Annotated in this window: 16 protein-coding genes; all 16 read left to right on the forward strand. The window is 51.1% G+C overall.

The window, feature by feature from the left end; translation table 11 throughout:
* Positions 1-31 precede the first annotated feature (31 nt).
* The 16 genes from atpB to LKE23_RS10480 all read left to right on the forward strand — a co-directional run bounded on the left by atpB (position 32) and on the right by LKE23_RS10480 (position 12,641).
* Complete coding sequence (gene atpB, locus LKE23_RS10405; RefSeq protein WP_267200977.1) at positions 32-739, forward strand: F0F1 ATP synthase subunit A; 708 nt, start codon at positions 32-34, stop codon at positions 737-739.
* Positions 740-763: 24 nt separating this feature from the next.
* On the forward strand, positions 764-982 hold the full coding sequence (gene atpE / locus LKE23_RS10410; protein WP_267200975.1) for a F0F1 ATP synthase subunit C: 219 nt from the start codon (positions 764-766) through the stop codon (positions 980-982).
* A gap of 45 nt (positions 983-1,027) precedes the next feature.
* A complete protein-coding gene (gene atpF, locus LKE23_RS10415; RefSeq protein ID WP_267200973.1) occupies positions 1,028-1,546 on the forward strand; it encodes a F0F1 ATP synthase subunit B in 519 nt (172 codons plus the stop codon).
* Positions 1,536-2,078, forward strand: a complete 543-nt coding sequence (gene atpH / locus LKE23_RS10420) for an ATP synthase F1 subunit delta (protein WP_291977270.1) — start codon at positions 1,536-1,538, stop codon at positions 2,076-2,078. The genes atpF and atpH overlap by 11 nt, the downstream gene beginning before the upstream one ends.
* A gap of 28 nt (positions 2,079-2,106) precedes the next feature.
* Positions 2,107-3,642, forward strand: a complete 1,536-nt coding sequence (atpA, locus tag LKE23_RS10425) for a F0F1 ATP synthase subunit alpha (RefSeq protein WP_267200971.1) — start codon at positions 2,107-2,109, stop codon at positions 3,640-3,642.
* A 34-nt stretch (positions 3,643-3,676) separates the two neighbouring features.
* Positions 3,677-4,633 (forward strand): F0F1 ATP synthase subunit gamma, encoded by a 957-nt coding sequence (locus LKE23_RS10430; RefSeq protein WP_291977271.1) that lies wholly within the window; start codon positions 3,677-3,679, stop codon positions 4,631-4,633.
* A 23-nt stretch (positions 4,634-4,656) separates the two neighbouring features.
* Positions 4,657-6,081: a F0F1 ATP synthase subunit beta gene (gene atpD, locus LKE23_RS10435; RefSeq protein WP_267200969.1), complete on the forward strand. Its 1,425-nt coding sequence runs from the start codon at positions 4,657-4,659 to the stop codon at positions 6,079-6,081.
* 13 nt (positions 6,082-6,094) lie between these two features.
* Positions 6,095-6,523, forward strand: coding sequence for a F0F1 ATP synthase subunit epsilon (locus LKE23_RS10440; protein ID WP_291977273.1), 429 nt, complete (start codon positions 6,095-6,097; stop codon positions 6,521-6,523).
* Positions 6,524-6,673: 150 nt separating this feature from the next.
* Positions 6,674-6,904, forward strand: coding sequence for a DUF1146 family protein (locus tag LKE23_RS10445; protein ID WP_291977274.1), 231 nt, complete (start codon positions 6,674-6,676; stop codon positions 6,902-6,904).
* 18 nt (positions 6,905-6,922) lie between these two features.
* Positions 6,923-8,233 carry a UDP-N-acetylglucosamine 1-carboxyvinyltransferase gene (gene murA, locus LKE23_RS10450; RefSeq protein WP_291977275.1) on the forward strand — a complete coding sequence of 437 codons (1,311 nt, stop codon included), beginning with the start codon at positions 6,923-6,925 and terminating at the stop codon, positions 8,231-8,233.
* 87 nt (positions 8,234-8,320) lie between these two features.
* On the forward strand, positions 8,321-9,316 hold the full coding sequence (locus tag LKE23_RS10455; protein ID WP_291977276.1) for a rod shape-determining protein: 996 nt from the start codon (positions 8,321-8,323) through the stop codon (positions 9,314-9,316).
* A gap of 4 nt (positions 9,317-9,320) precedes the next feature.
* A complete protein-coding gene (gene yidD, locus LKE23_RS10460) occupies positions 9,321-9,557 on the forward strand; it encodes a membrane protein insertion efficiency factor YidD (RefSeq protein WP_291977277.1) in 237 nt (78 codons plus the stop codon).
* A gap of 16 nt (positions 9,558-9,573) precedes the next feature.
* Positions 9,574-9,798, forward strand: coding sequence for a DUF2969 domain-containing protein (locus tag LKE23_RS10465; RefSeq protein ID WP_291977278.1), 225 nt, complete (start codon positions 9,574-9,576; stop codon positions 9,796-9,798).
* Between the two features lie 51 nt (positions 9,799-9,849).
* Entirely contained in the window at positions 9,850-11,043 is a 1,194-nt protein-coding gene (locus LKE23_RS10470; protein ID WP_291977279.1) for an FtsW/RodA/SpoVE family cell cycle protein, read from the forward strand.
* Between the two features lie 15 nt (positions 11,044-11,058).
* On the forward strand, positions 11,059-11,358 hold the full coding sequence (locus LKE23_RS10475) for a glycine cleavage system protein H (protein WP_291977280.1): 300 nt from the start codon (positions 11,059-11,061) through the stop codon (positions 11,356-11,358).
* Between the two features lie 152 nt (positions 11,359-11,510).
* On the forward strand, positions 11,511-12,641 hold the full coding sequence (locus LKE23_RS10480) for a D-alanine--D-alanine ligase family protein (protein WP_291977282.1): 1,131 nt from the start codon (positions 11,511-11,513) through the stop codon (positions 12,639-12,641).
* Positions 12,642-12,689: the final 48 nt, after the last annotated feature.

A 12,689-nucleotide genomic window follows, 5' to 3' on the forward strand; every position in this document is an offset into this window, starting at 1 on the left:
TTTTTGTTATAAGGAAAGAGGTGGAATATGAATGGGCGGTGATGCTTTAACTTTTAAGCTTTTCGGACTCACGTTCAATACAACGAACATTGTTTCTGGACTGATTATCTACGCAATCGTGTTCTTCACTCTTTACGGGATGTCACGAAAGATCAAGATGAAACCAACCGGCGCGCAGAACGTCTTTGAATGGTTAGTTGATTTCACGAACGGGATCGTCAGAAGTCAGATGCCAGCTGAAGAACAGGGCCATTACAGTTTCTTTGCCTTTGTCTTGTTCGTCTTCATCTTCTTCGCTAACCAATTCGGGTTGCTGTTCCAGTTCCATTGGAATGGGGCGGAAGTGCTTAGAAGTCCTACGGCGGATCCAGTCGTAACGTTGACCTTCTCACTGATGGTAATGACACTGGCTCACTTTGCTGGGGTAGCACACAACGGTCTTGGCGGTTACTTAAAGAACTACGCTAAGCCATTTACGCTGATGCTGCCAGTTAACATCATTGAAGACTTCGCCAACTTCTTGACGCTGGGCCTTCGTATCTTTGGTAACATTTTTGCCGGTGAACTGTTAATGAGTTTAATTGCAAACATGGCCTTCTCACATGGTATCTTAACCATTATCCCAGGACTGCTCCTGGAGCTTTGTTGGCAAGGATTCTCAGTATTTATCGGTTCAATCCAGGCGTATGTCTTTGTAACATTAACGACGGTTTATATTTCTCGGAAGATTTCCGAATAATAATCTCTAAGGAGGAATTTTAAAATGGCATTAGGAGCAATTGCTGCAGGTATCGCTGCTATGGGTGCTGCCATCGGTGGTGGTATCGGTGATGGTATCTTAATTGGACACACTGTTGACAGTATCGCACGTCAACCAGAATTACAGAGTAGATTACAGGCCACGATGTTCATTGGTGTTGGTTTGATTGAAGCCATGCCTATCATCGCCATCGTTATTGGCTTCCTTGTTATGAACAAGTAATCGTTAATCACTTTTCGATTTTTACAAACAAGGAGGTGTCAATAGATGTTTGTGAACAGTGTGTTAGCTGAATCGAACAGTTTATACATTGGGGACCTTGTTTTCTACATTGTAACCTTCATTATCCTGATGCTGCTGGTCAAGCACTTTGCATGGGGACCAGTCACCGACATGATGAAGAAGCGTGCCGACAAGATTGCTAGTGATATCGACAATGCTGCCAAGTCCCGGGAAAATGCCGAGAAGATGGCTGCCAAGCGTCAAGCCGAACTGCAAAATTCACGTCAAGAGGCTGCTGACATCGTAAGCAATGCCAAGAAGTCAGCCGAAACACAACGAGCACAAATTGTTGAGGCTGCGCAAAACGACGCGCAAAGTCTTAAACAACAAGCACAAAAGGATGCGGATCAAGCACGTCGCGATGCGCTGAATGGTGCTAAGGATGACGTTGCAAACTTATCTATTGAGATTGCTTCCAAACTCATCCAAAAAGAATTAAAGGCAGACGATCAAAAAGCATTGATCGACTCCTACATCGAAGGGTTGGTAGATCATGAGTCTTGATAAGAAAACGGTAGCCGGACGCTATGCCCGGGCACTGTTCGAATTGGTCGATGAGGACAACGAACTCGACACGACTTATCAAGAATTGATTGCTTTGCGCCAAGTCTTTGAGGATAACGAGAACTTGGAATCCGCCTTGGCGGGGGTCCAATTATCACTCGATGAAAAGAAGGCATTAGTTCAGGATCTGAAGCAGGGTGCTTCCAAGTACGTTGCCAACCTGATTCAAATGCTTTTTGATTACGGCCGCATGGATTGCATGGTCGCAATTATTGATGAGTTTGAGCGGCGGTATGACGCTAAGAATAAGCGGATGCATGCCGACGTTGTCACAGCGATCCAACTCGATAAACAACAACGGGATCAATTGAAGGCCAACCTGGCCAAGCGGTTTGGGGCTACTGATGTGGTCTTAAACGAAGCGGTTGATCCAGAAATTTTAGGTGGGGTTATCGTCCATGCCAATCACAAGACGCTGGATGGTAGTCTCAGCTCAAAGATTAAGCAAATTCGTCGTTTACTAGTTAGATAATATAGTTTGTTAAAGAGGTGAGACCTTTATGAGCATTAAAACTGAGGAAATCAGTTCACTCATCAAGAAGCAGCTTGCCAACTACAACGACCAGGTGTCCGTTGAAGAAACTGGTACGGTTACGTACGTTGGTGATGGGGTTGCTCGTGCCGATGGCCTGGAAAACGCCATGGCTGGTGAGTTGCTCGAATTTAGTAACGGTGTTTACGGAATGGCCCAGAACCTCGAAAGTAACGATGTTGGTATCGTTATTTTAGGGGACTTTACCGGGATCCGTGAAGGTGACACCGTTAAGCGGACGGGTCGAATCATGGAAGTACCCGTTGGCGATGCATTACTCGGCCGGGTTGTTGATCCATTAGGTCGGCCAATTGACGGCTTAGGCGAAGTTAAGACCGACAAGACGCGTCCAATCGAACACAAGGCTCCAGGTGTTATGGAGCGGAAGAGTGTTAGTGTGCCACTGCAGACTGGTATTAAGGTGATTGATGCCTTAGTTCCAATTGGTCGTGGTCAGCGTGAATTGATCATTGGGGACCGGAAGACCGGTAAGACGGCCATCGCCCTGGATACCATCATTAACCAAAAGGATAAGGATGTTATCTGTATTTACGTTGCCATTGGTCAGAAGGAATCAACCGTTCGGGCCAACGTGGAAACCCTGCGCAAGTATGGGGCCATGGACTACACGATCGTCGTTTCCGCTAGTGCATCAAACCCAGCACCAATGCTGTACATCGCGCCATATGCCGGTGCAGCCATGGGTGAAGAGTTCATGTTCAACGGCCGCGATGTCCTGATCATTTATGATGACCTGTCCAAGCAGGCCGACGCTTACCGTGAACTTTCACTGATTCTGCGTCGTCCTCCTGGTCGTGAAGCTTACCCTGGTGATATCTTCTACACCCACTCACGGCTTCTGGAACGTGCTGCCCGGCTGTCCGATGACCTTGGTGGTGGTTCAATGACCGCCCTGCCAATCATTCAGACCCAGGCTGGTGACGTTTCTGCCTACATTCCAACCAACGTTATTTCCATCACCGATGGCCAGATCTTCCTGGACTCCGATGAATTCTACGCTGGTCAGCGGCCAGCCATTGATGCCGGGACCTCTGTTTCCCGGGTCGGTGGTGACGCCCAGATTAAGGCCATGAAGAAGGTTGCCGGTACGCTGCGTCTGGATATCGCATCCTACAACGAATTGGCATCCTTTGCCCAGTTCGGTTCCGACCTGGATGCTGCCACCCAGGCCAAGTTGGCGCGTGGTCAACGGACGATGGAAGTCTTAAAGCAGGGCCTGCACCAGCCACAACCAGCCGCTCAGCAGGTTGTAACGCTGTACGCACTGCAACAGGGCTTCATTGATAAGATTCCGTTGGATGACGTTCAACGTTACGAAAGTGAACTGGCGGCTTACATGCACGCTAACCACCAAGACCTTTACGACGAAATCGCTAAGACCGGTAAGCTGCCGGAAGGTGACGACCTGCACGCTGCAGTAGAAGACTTCAGTAAGTCCTTCCAAACCAGCGACAGTAAGCAGGCTGCATCATCAGAAAATTAGTTAGATTAGTTAGTCGAAAGGACGGTGAGATTTAGTGCCAGCTTCACTTGCTGCAGTTAAACACAAAATTGATTCTACGAAGAGTACCCGGCAAATCACGGCGGCAATGCAGATGGTTTCAACTGCTAAGCTGAACCAAATTCAACACCATACTCAGACCTACGAAGTTTATGCTGAGAAGGTTAAGCAAATGTTGTCTGATCTGGTTAAATCTCATAGCGCAACATCTGCGGCTTCGCAAGATGATGTTTACGCTGCACTATTTAAAAAACGTCCGGTAAAAAAGACTGGTGTGCTTGTGATCACCTCCGACCGGGGCCTGGTGGGCAGTTACAACAGTAACATCCTCAAGGCCACGATGGCGATGATGAAGAAGCACAACCTGACTAAAGACAACACCGTTTTCCTGACAATCGGGAAGACGGGGACGGAATTCTTCCAAAAGCGGGGAATGAACATCGCCTACCAGTACTCTGGTGTCAGTGACGTTCCGACCTTCCGGGAGGTTCTGCCAATTGTCCGGACGGCTGTGCAGATGTACAACGATGCAGTCTTCGACGAGTTGTACATGGCTTACAGTCACTATGTAAACCGGATCTCTTCACACGTGATTATTCACGATGTGTTGCCAATTACCGAAAACTCACTGTTGGATGAAGACGAGTTGGCCCAGCTGGAAGCAGCTAACCAACCTGGTCAAACCAATAGTGACGTTACAACCGCGCACGTTTCGGCTGAATACGAATTTGAACCGTCAGATACGGCCATTGTTTCTGCACTGGTTGAGCAGTACGCTGAGAGCTTGCTTTACGGAGCAATCCTGGATGCCAAGACATCCGAACACTCCTCAAGTGCTAACGCCATGCGTTCTGCCACCGACAATGCTGATGACATTATCTCAACATTGGAATTGCAGTATAACCGAGCACGGCAGGCGGCCATCACCACCGAAATTACTGAAATTACCGGTGGGATGACTGCACAAGAATAATTTCAAACGTAGGAGGAAACAACATGAGTACTGGTAAAGTTGTCCAAGTCATTGGACCAGTTGTCGATGTTGAGTTCCCCTTAGACGACAAGCTTCCTGAAATTAACGACGCCTTGAAGATCAAGGAAAGTGATGACAAGACCCTGACGACCGAGGTTGCCCTGGAACTGGGTGACGGGGTTGTCCGGACGATTGCCATGGACGGTACCGATGGTCTTCAGCGTGGGATGGAAGTTGAAAACACTGGTGCCTCAATTAGTGTGCCAGTTGGTGACGATACTCTTGGACGAGTATTCAACGTCTTGGGTGAACCCGTTGATAACGGACCAAAGTTTGGGCCGGATGCTAAGCGGATGCCTATTCACCGTGACGCACCAAAGTATGACGAATTAAACAACAACACGGAAATTCTGGAAACTGGGATCAAGGTTATTGACCTCTTGGCTCCATACGTCCGTGGTGGTAAGATTGGTCTCTTCGGTGGTGCCGGTGTTGGTAAGACCGTTTTGATTCAGGAATTAATTCACAACATTGCCCAAGGGCACAATGGTATTTCTGTCTTCACAGGGGTCGGTGAGCGGACCCGTGAAGGTAACGATATGTACTACGAAATGAAGGCTTCTGGGGTTCTGGAAAAGACGGCCATGGTTTATGGTCAGATGAACGAACCTCCTGGTGCCCGGATGCGGGTTGCCCTGACTGGTCTGACGATCGCGGAATACTTCCGTGACGTTAAGGGCCAGGATGTGCTGCTCTTCATCGATAACATTTTCCGGTTTACCCAGGCCGGTTCAGAAGTTTCTGCCCTGCTGGGGCGGATTCCTTCTGCCGTTGGTTACCAGCCAACCCTGGCTACTGAAATGGGTCAGCTGCAGGAACGGATTACTTCGACCAAGAAGGGTTCTATCACTTCGATTCAGGCCGTTTATGTCCCTGCCGATGACTACACCGACCCTGCGCCAGCCACGACCTTCGCCCACCTGGATGCGACGACCAACCTGGAACGTCGTCTGACCCAGATCGGGATTTACCCAGCCGTGGACCCACTGGCTTCAACGTCAACGGCCCTGACGCCGGAAATCGTTGGGAAGGAACACTACGAAGTCGCAATGCAGGTTCAGCACGTTCTGCAGCGGTACCACGAACTGCAAGACATCATTTCAATCTTAGGGATGGATGAACTGTCCGACGAAGAAAAGACGATTGTTGCTCGTGCACGGCGGATTCAGAACTTCCTGTCACAGAGCTTCAGTGTTGCTTCACAGTTTACTGGGACTCCAGGGAAGTACGTTCCGCTGAAGGATACCATCAAGGGCTTCAAGGAAATTCTGGAAGGTAAGTACGATGACTTACCGGAAGAAGCATTCCGTCTGGTTGGACCAATTGAAGACGTTGTGGAAAAGGCAAAGACATTACAGGCGGATTCTGACGAAGACAGTAACGATTAGGAGGGGATAAATTATGGCTGACAGTAAGTTTAAGGTCACGATTATTACCCCTGACGGTACTGTTTACGATAAGGACGACGCAACGATGCTGGTCATGAACACGTCTGGTGGTCAGATGGGTCTCATGGCGCACCACGTTCCGCTGATTGCGGCACTGGAAATCAGCACCGTGCAGATCAAGCACGACAGCGGGACCGACGAGGTGGCCGCCGTCAACGGTGGGATCATTCAATTCGATGGCGAAAACGCGCTGATCGCTGCTGATAGTGCGGAAATGCCGGAAGAGATTGATATCCAGCGGGCCGAGGCTGCCAAGCGGCGTTCAGAATCGGCAATTGAAAAGGCCAAGCGCGAACATAATCAGGACGCCTTGGCACGGGCTGAAGTACATCTCAAGCGGGCAATTAACCGTTTGAACACTTCCAAGCTCAACCAACAATAGGAATCAGGTTCCTTAAAAAGGGGTTATGGCATAATTGTCAGGCCCCTTTTTCTGTTCTTTAAACTTAAGTTAAAGCTTTGCCACTACTAGCGACCGGGAAAGCGTGTTATGATAAAATACAAACTGTTTTGTTAGTAGGGAGGTACCAGTGTGCAATTAACGGGAATTCACGCCCTGATTGAAATCATTGTTCAGCTGCTCTTTGTTTGGCTGGCCTTTAGCGCCATTCAGGGCCTTCATTTAGAGCGCTTCTTTAAGCACCCACCCCGCACCTTGCCACTGGCAATTGTCCTGTGTGCAACGGCGCTGGGCTACTTATGCGCAAGTTTTTTCTTGAACATCTTCAACGCGATCGGGAACCTTCAGTACCTGGTTCGCTAGCAAGCGAGGGAGTATTTGATGGATAAGATGGTTATCAAGGGTGGTCAACGCTTAGCTGGACGCGTCCACGTCGCGGGCTCCAAGAATGCGGCACTGCCGATGCAGGCAGCCAGCATTCTGGCCTCGGTGGGCAACGTTCACCTGACAAACGTACCATCACTATTAGACATAAAAACAATGAATCAGCTGCTCCAGTTTTTAAACCTGACGGTGGCCTTTGACGAGGAGAAACACGAGCTGCTACTGGACGCCCGACAAAAGGTGGCCAGCGAGGCACCCTTTGAGTACGTCGATGAGATGCGGGCCTCACTTTTGGTGATGGGGCCACTCTTGGCCCGGACCGGTCACGCCAAGGTCGCCTTGCCCGGCGGCTGTGCGATCGGCTCGCGGCCAATTGATCTCCACATCAAGGGCCTGGTTCAGTTGGGGGCGACAGTGCGCCAGCAGGACGGCTACATTGAGGCGCAGGCTGAGCGCCTGGTGGGGAAGCTGATCTACCTGGACTTTCCTAGTGTTGGTGCCACCGAAGACCTAATGATGGCGGCCACTCTGGCCCAGGGGATCACCACGATCGAAAACGCGGCCCGTGAGCCGGAAATTGTTGAGCTGGCTAACCTGCTCAACAAGATGGGGGCCCGAGTCCACGGTGCGGGGACCGAGGTCATTCGCATCCAGGGGGTCAACTTCCTCCACGGCTGTGACTATGAGCTGATGCCGGACCGGATCGAGGCCGGAACCTTCATGATTGCCGCGGCGGTCACCAATGGGGACGTGATTGTCGAGGACGCGATTGCGGCTCACAACGCCTCCCTGATCGCCAAGCTAGAAGAGATGGGGGTCACGGTGATCGAGCAGGACGACGGCATCCGAGTCGTCGGCACCGCGGTCCTGCTGCCGACGACGGTCAAGACGATGCCGTATCCGGGCTTCCCGACCGATCTCCAGCCGCAGATGTCGGTTCTCCAGCTTCTGGCCAACGGGACCAGCACCCTGGACGAGCAGATCTTCGAGAAACGCTTCATGCATTTGGAGGAGCTGCGGCGGATGAACGCCAAGTTCCAGATCAGCGGCCCGGTTGCCGTGCTCTCTGGCCCCACCAAGTTTAGCGGGGCCGAGGTAACGGCCTCCGATCTGCGAGCCGGGGCGGCACTGGTTCTGGCGGGGTTAGCGGCGGACGGGATCACCCAGGTGCGCAACGTTAGTGAGATTGATCGTGGTTATGATCATTTTCAGGAAAAGCTGCACGCGCTGGGGGCTTCGATTGACCGGATTGACATTGCCGACAAGATCAAGCTGTCACCAGATCACCGGACCGGCGAGACAAACTAGGACCGGTCCGCAGTTGACGGTCATTGTATGGTATAATACGAACGATATTAAGAAAAATAATCTTTCATTAAAGAGGAGAAGAAACGAATGGCACAAGATATTGGTATTGATTTAGGAACAGCCAACGTGCTGATCTATGTCCAAGGTAAGGGCATTGTGTTAAACGAACCATCGGTAGTGGCAATTGATACGCAAACCAATAAGGTTCTGGCGGTGGGCTCCGAAGCTTACCGGATGGTTGGGCGGACCCCAAGCAACATCCGGGCAATTCGGCCGCTGAAGAACGGGGTAATCTCCGACTTCGACGTCACCGAGGAAATGCTGTCGTACTTCATCGGCAAGCTGAGCGTCAAGGGCTTCATGTCCAAGCCAAACATCATGATTTGTGCGCCAACCAACATCACCGAGATCGAACGCAAGGCCATCATCCAGGCCGCTGAGCAGTCCGGTGGTGGCAAGGTCTACCTGGAATACGAGCCTAAGGTAGCGGCCATCGGTGCCGGCCTGGACATCTTCAAGCCGCGCGGCAGCATGGTGATCGATATGGGTGGTGGGACCAGCGACATTGCGATCCTCTCCCTGGGTGACATTGTCTCCAGTAGCTCAGTTCGTCTTGCCGGTGATAAGCTGAACAGTGACATTGCCGCCTACATCAAGGACAAGCACGGTCTGGTCATCGGTGAACACACCGCTGAAAACATCAAGATGAAGCTGGGGACGGCACTGAAGGTTGACAAGCCGGAAGAAATGGATGTCCGGGGCCGGGACGTGGCCACCGGGATGCCAAAGCAGGTCACGGTTAACGAAAATGAAATCGAAGAGGCCATCCACGACACCCTCGATCAAATTCTGACGGCCACCGTCAACGTGCTGGAGACGATTCCACCGGAGCTGGCCAGCGACATTATCGATCGGGGCATTGTTCTGACCGGTGGGACGGCATTACTGAAGAACATTGACAAGCTCTTCAGTGATCGGCTCAAGGTTCCGGTAATGGTTTCCCAGAGTCCTTTGGATAACGTTGCCAAGGGTGCCGGTGAGATGCTGGAACGGATGCAAAAGACGGAAGGAAAGAAGAAGTAAAGTGATGGTTCGGGCCTTGTGCAAGCTTGTCCGCTGGTATCAAAGGACGATTTCTGTCCGGCGGCCGTACCGGGTTTGCCGCTACGAGCCGACCTGCTCGCAATACATGCTTGATGCCCTGCACCGCTTTGGCTTAAAGGGGGTCCTGTTGGGATTGTGGCGCCTCTTGCGTTGCCAGCCCTTTGCCCGTGGCGGTTATGACCCCGTTCCCGATCATTTTACGTTCCGACGCAAATACTAAAATTAAAGGTGAAATTGTGGCTAGAAAAGATAAGAAAATTGAAGTAAGCGTTAAAGACATTGAACGGCACCACCAGCCGGTTCAACAGATTTTCATTGGCCAGCGGTTGATCGGTGAAGTGGTTACCGACAACGACCGCTTCAAGGCCCTGCTGACGACCGATGAGAGTGAATTCTACGTTCATTCCCAAGAGGAAGGCCTGGAAATGGTTCTCCAGCAGTATCACCTCCACCAGCACTAGGGTGGAAGACGATGGAAATACCGTTCTCTTTAACGAAGAAGGAGTTAGGTAATGCAACGTTCGCAAAGTGATGAAGAAAGTCGAATTGACTGGGGAATTATTTTCTGTGTGCTCCTGTTGGCGCTGATTGGTCTGGCATCGATCTACGTCGCGGCGGTTCACGACCAGCAGGCAACCAGTGTGGCCCGGCAGGTCATCACCCAGCTGGCCTGGTACGCGATTGGGACCGTGATGATTATTATCATCATGCAATTTGATTCGGAGCAGCTCTGGAAGATTGCACCGATCATCTACTGGCTGAGTATTTTCCTGATGTTTGCCATCCTGGTCTTCTATAGCCGGGCGTACTACGCCAGCACCGGGGCCAAGAGTTGGTTTGCCATCGGGCCCTTTACCTTCCAGCCGTCAGAAATCATGAAGCCGGCCTACATCTTGATGATGGGTCGGGTGATCACCACGCACAACAACCGCTATCCGGTCCACACGGTTCGCTCCGACTGGCACCTAATTGGCACCATGCTGCTGTGGCTATTGCCGATCTTGATTTCCCTGCACTTCCAAAACGACTTTGGGACTGCCCTGGTTTTCTTTGCCATCTTCTGTGGGATGATCCTGGTTTCGGGGGTCACCTGGCGGATCCTGGCCCCGGCAGCGACCGCCCTGGTGGTTGTCGGTGGGTCGGCCCTGGCGATGGTGACGTCCTCAACTGGACGGCGAATCCTGGAGCACATCGGGTTCCAAGCCTACCAGTTTGACCGGGTCGACACCTGGCTGCATCCCGAACAGGATACGACCAACCAGGGTTACCAGCTGTGGCAAAGCATCAAGGCGGTTGGTTCCGGCGGGATCACCGGGACCGGCTTTAACAACTCAAAGGTTTACGTCCCGGTGCGGGAGTCGGATATGATTTTCTCCGTAATCGGGGAAAATTTCGGCTTTATCGGTGGCGTTTTGCTAATTTTAATCTATTTACTCTTAATTTATTTAATGATTCGTGTTACATTTGATACGAAGAATGAGTTTTACGCCTATATTTCGACCGGGGTCATTATGATGATCCTCTTCCACGTTTTTGAAAACATTGGGATGAACATCGGTCTGCTGCCGCTGACCGGGATCCCGCTTCCGTTCATCAGCGCTGGGGGGTCGTCCTTAATTGGTAACCTGATCGGGATTGGGATGATAATGTCGATGCGTTATCATCATCATTCCTACATGTTTAGCAATAAACAAGAATTTAGATAGTGGGGTATTTATATTATGGCTGCAAAGAACAACTATTTCTGGACCAAGAAGCTCGACAACGGTAACACCCGGGTGGGACTGAATGACCAGGGTCGTGACGACCTCGGTAAGATCAGCTTCATCGATGTACCAGCAAAGGGCGCTAGCTTAAAGAGCGGCGACAAGTTCATTTCCGTGGAAGCGGAAAAGGCCGTAACCGACCTGGATAGCCCAGTTGACGGGACCATCGTAACGGTTAACGACAAGATCGTTGATGATCCTGCCGGCTTAAGTTCCACTGACGAAAACGAAAACTGGATCGTGGAAGTCAAGTAAGCAATTAGTGCTTAGTGGAAAACACTATTAATCAAACGGAGAAAAGTTTACTTTTCTCCGTTTTTTTTGTGGTCAAGCAAGCGCTCTCATGTTATACTTAAGATTCTGAGAGATACGGTATAAGTAAAATTTAAGATAAGGTGGTATGCTAAATGGCACAGAAGTTACAAGTTGCCCTGCTCTTTGGTGGCAATTCTTCCGAACACGATGTTTCTAAGCGCTCAGCACACAATATTTACGACGCACTCGATAAGGACAAGTATGATATCAGCCTGTTCATGTTTACCAAGGACGGAATCCTGCTGAACAACGAAGCTTCGCAGCGGATCTTCGATGGTGAGCCTGAGGATCAGGTGGTCGCTGATGCCTACGCCAAGATGGATCTTGACCGGCCGCTGGCACCAATCATGGCCTTAAACGAGCTGGAGCACATCGACTTCTTCTACCCGGTCATTCACGGGAACCTCGGGGAAGACGGAACGATCCAGGGCCTGTTCAAGCTGTTGAACAAGCCGTACGTGGGCTCCAACATCGCGGCCAGTGCCATGTCATTTGACAAGGACCTGACCAAGAAGATCTTGAACGAAGCCGGGATTCGCAACACGCCATACGTCCTGCTGACGCCGGAAAACCGTGCGGACTACTCCTGGGACGCAATCGAAGAACAACTCGGCGACCTGGTCTTCATCAAGCCGGCCAAGCAGGGATCATCGGTTGGTATTCACAAGGTAACCAACGCCGACGAGTACGAGGCCGCACTTGACGACGCCTTCAAGTACGACTTTAAGGTTCTGGCCGAGCAGGGGGTTGCCAACCCACAGGAAGTGGAGATTTCCATCCTGGGCAACGAGCACCCGATCGCTTCCAAGCTGGGGGCCATTCGCGTTCCAGAAGGGGACCCATTCTACGACTACGAGAACAAGTTCGTCGACGCCAGTGGGGTGGTCTTCGAGCTGCCAGTTAAGCTGCCACAGTACCTGACCGATGAGATTACCGACATGGCGCTGCGGGCTTACAAGGCCCTGGACATGAAGGGCCTGTGTCGGATTGACTTCCTGGTTGATGAGAACAACGTGCCATACCTGAGTGAACCCAACACCCTGCCTGGCTTCACCAACATCAGCCTTTACCCGCAGATGTGGGAAGTTTCCGGCATCAGCTACTCCGACCTCGTTGACCGCCTGATCCAACTGGGCCTGGAGGAATTCAAGCGCAACAGCCAGATTACCTACGACTTTAAGGAACTGGGGACCGAGCACGTCGGCAAGAAGAAGTTTAATTAAAAATTTTTTAAGGAATATTGTCTAAAGTAGACGGTGATGCTAATATTA

It is taken from the genome of Limosilactobacillus sp. (genome assembly GCF_022482365.1).
GTDB lineage: Bacteria > Bacillota > Bacilli > Lactobacillales > Lactobacillaceae > Limosilactobacillus.

What these genes read in the sequence shown, in the direction of transcription:
- atpE (WP_267200975.1), top strand. Translation starts at nt 764, where the DNA reads ATGGCATTAGGAGCAATTGCTGCAGGTATCGCTGCTATGGGTGCTGCC.
- yidD (WP_291977277.1), top strand. Translation starts at nt 9,321, where the DNA reads ATGGTTCGGGCCTTGTGCAAGCTTGTCCGCTGGTATCAAAGGACGATT.
- atpF (WP_267200973.1), top strand. Translation starts at nt 1,028, where the DNA reads ATGTTTGTGAACAGTGTGTTAGCTGAATCGAACAGTTTATACATTGGG.
- atpA (WP_267200971.1), top strand. Translation starts at nt 2,107, where the DNA reads ATGAGCATTAAAACTGAGGAAATCAGTTCACTCATCAAGAAGCAGCTT.
- murA (WP_291977275.1), top strand. Translation starts at nt 6,923, where the DNA reads ATGGATAAGATGGTTATCAAGGGTGGTCAACGCTTAGCTGGACGCGTC.
- atpD (WP_267200969.1), top strand. Translation starts at nt 4,657, where the DNA reads ATGAGTACTGGTAAAGTTGTCCAAGTCATTGGACCAGTTGTCGATGTT.
- atpH (WP_291977270.1), top strand. Translation starts at nt 1,536, where the DNA reads ATGAGTCTTGATAAGAAAACGGTAGCCGGACGCTATGCCCGGGCACTG.
- LKE23_RS10440 (WP_291977273.1), top strand. Translation starts at nt 6,095, where the DNA reads ATGGCTGACAGTAAGTTTAAGGTCACGATTATTACCCCTGACGGTACT.
- LKE23_RS10480 (WP_291977282.1), top strand. Translation starts at nt 11,511, where the DNA reads ATGGCACAGAAGTTACAAGTTGCCCTGCTCTTTGGTGGCAATTCTTCC.
- atpB (WP_267200977.1), top strand. Translation starts at nt 32, where the DNA reads ATGGGCGGTGATGCTTTAACTTTTAAGCTTTTCGGACTCACGTTCAAT.
- LKE23_RS10475 (WP_291977280.1), top strand. Translation starts at nt 11,059, where the DNA reads ATGGCTGCAAAGAACAACTATTTCTGGACCAAGAAGCTCGACAACGGT.
- LKE23_RS10455 (WP_291977276.1), top strand. Translation starts at nt 8,321, where the DNA reads ATGGCACAAGATATTGGTATTGATTTAGGAACAGCCAACGTGCTGATC.
- LKE23_RS10470 (WP_291977279.1), top strand. Translation starts at nt 9,850, where the DNA reads ATGCAACGTTCGCAAAGTGATGAAGAAAGTCGAATTGACTGGGGAATT.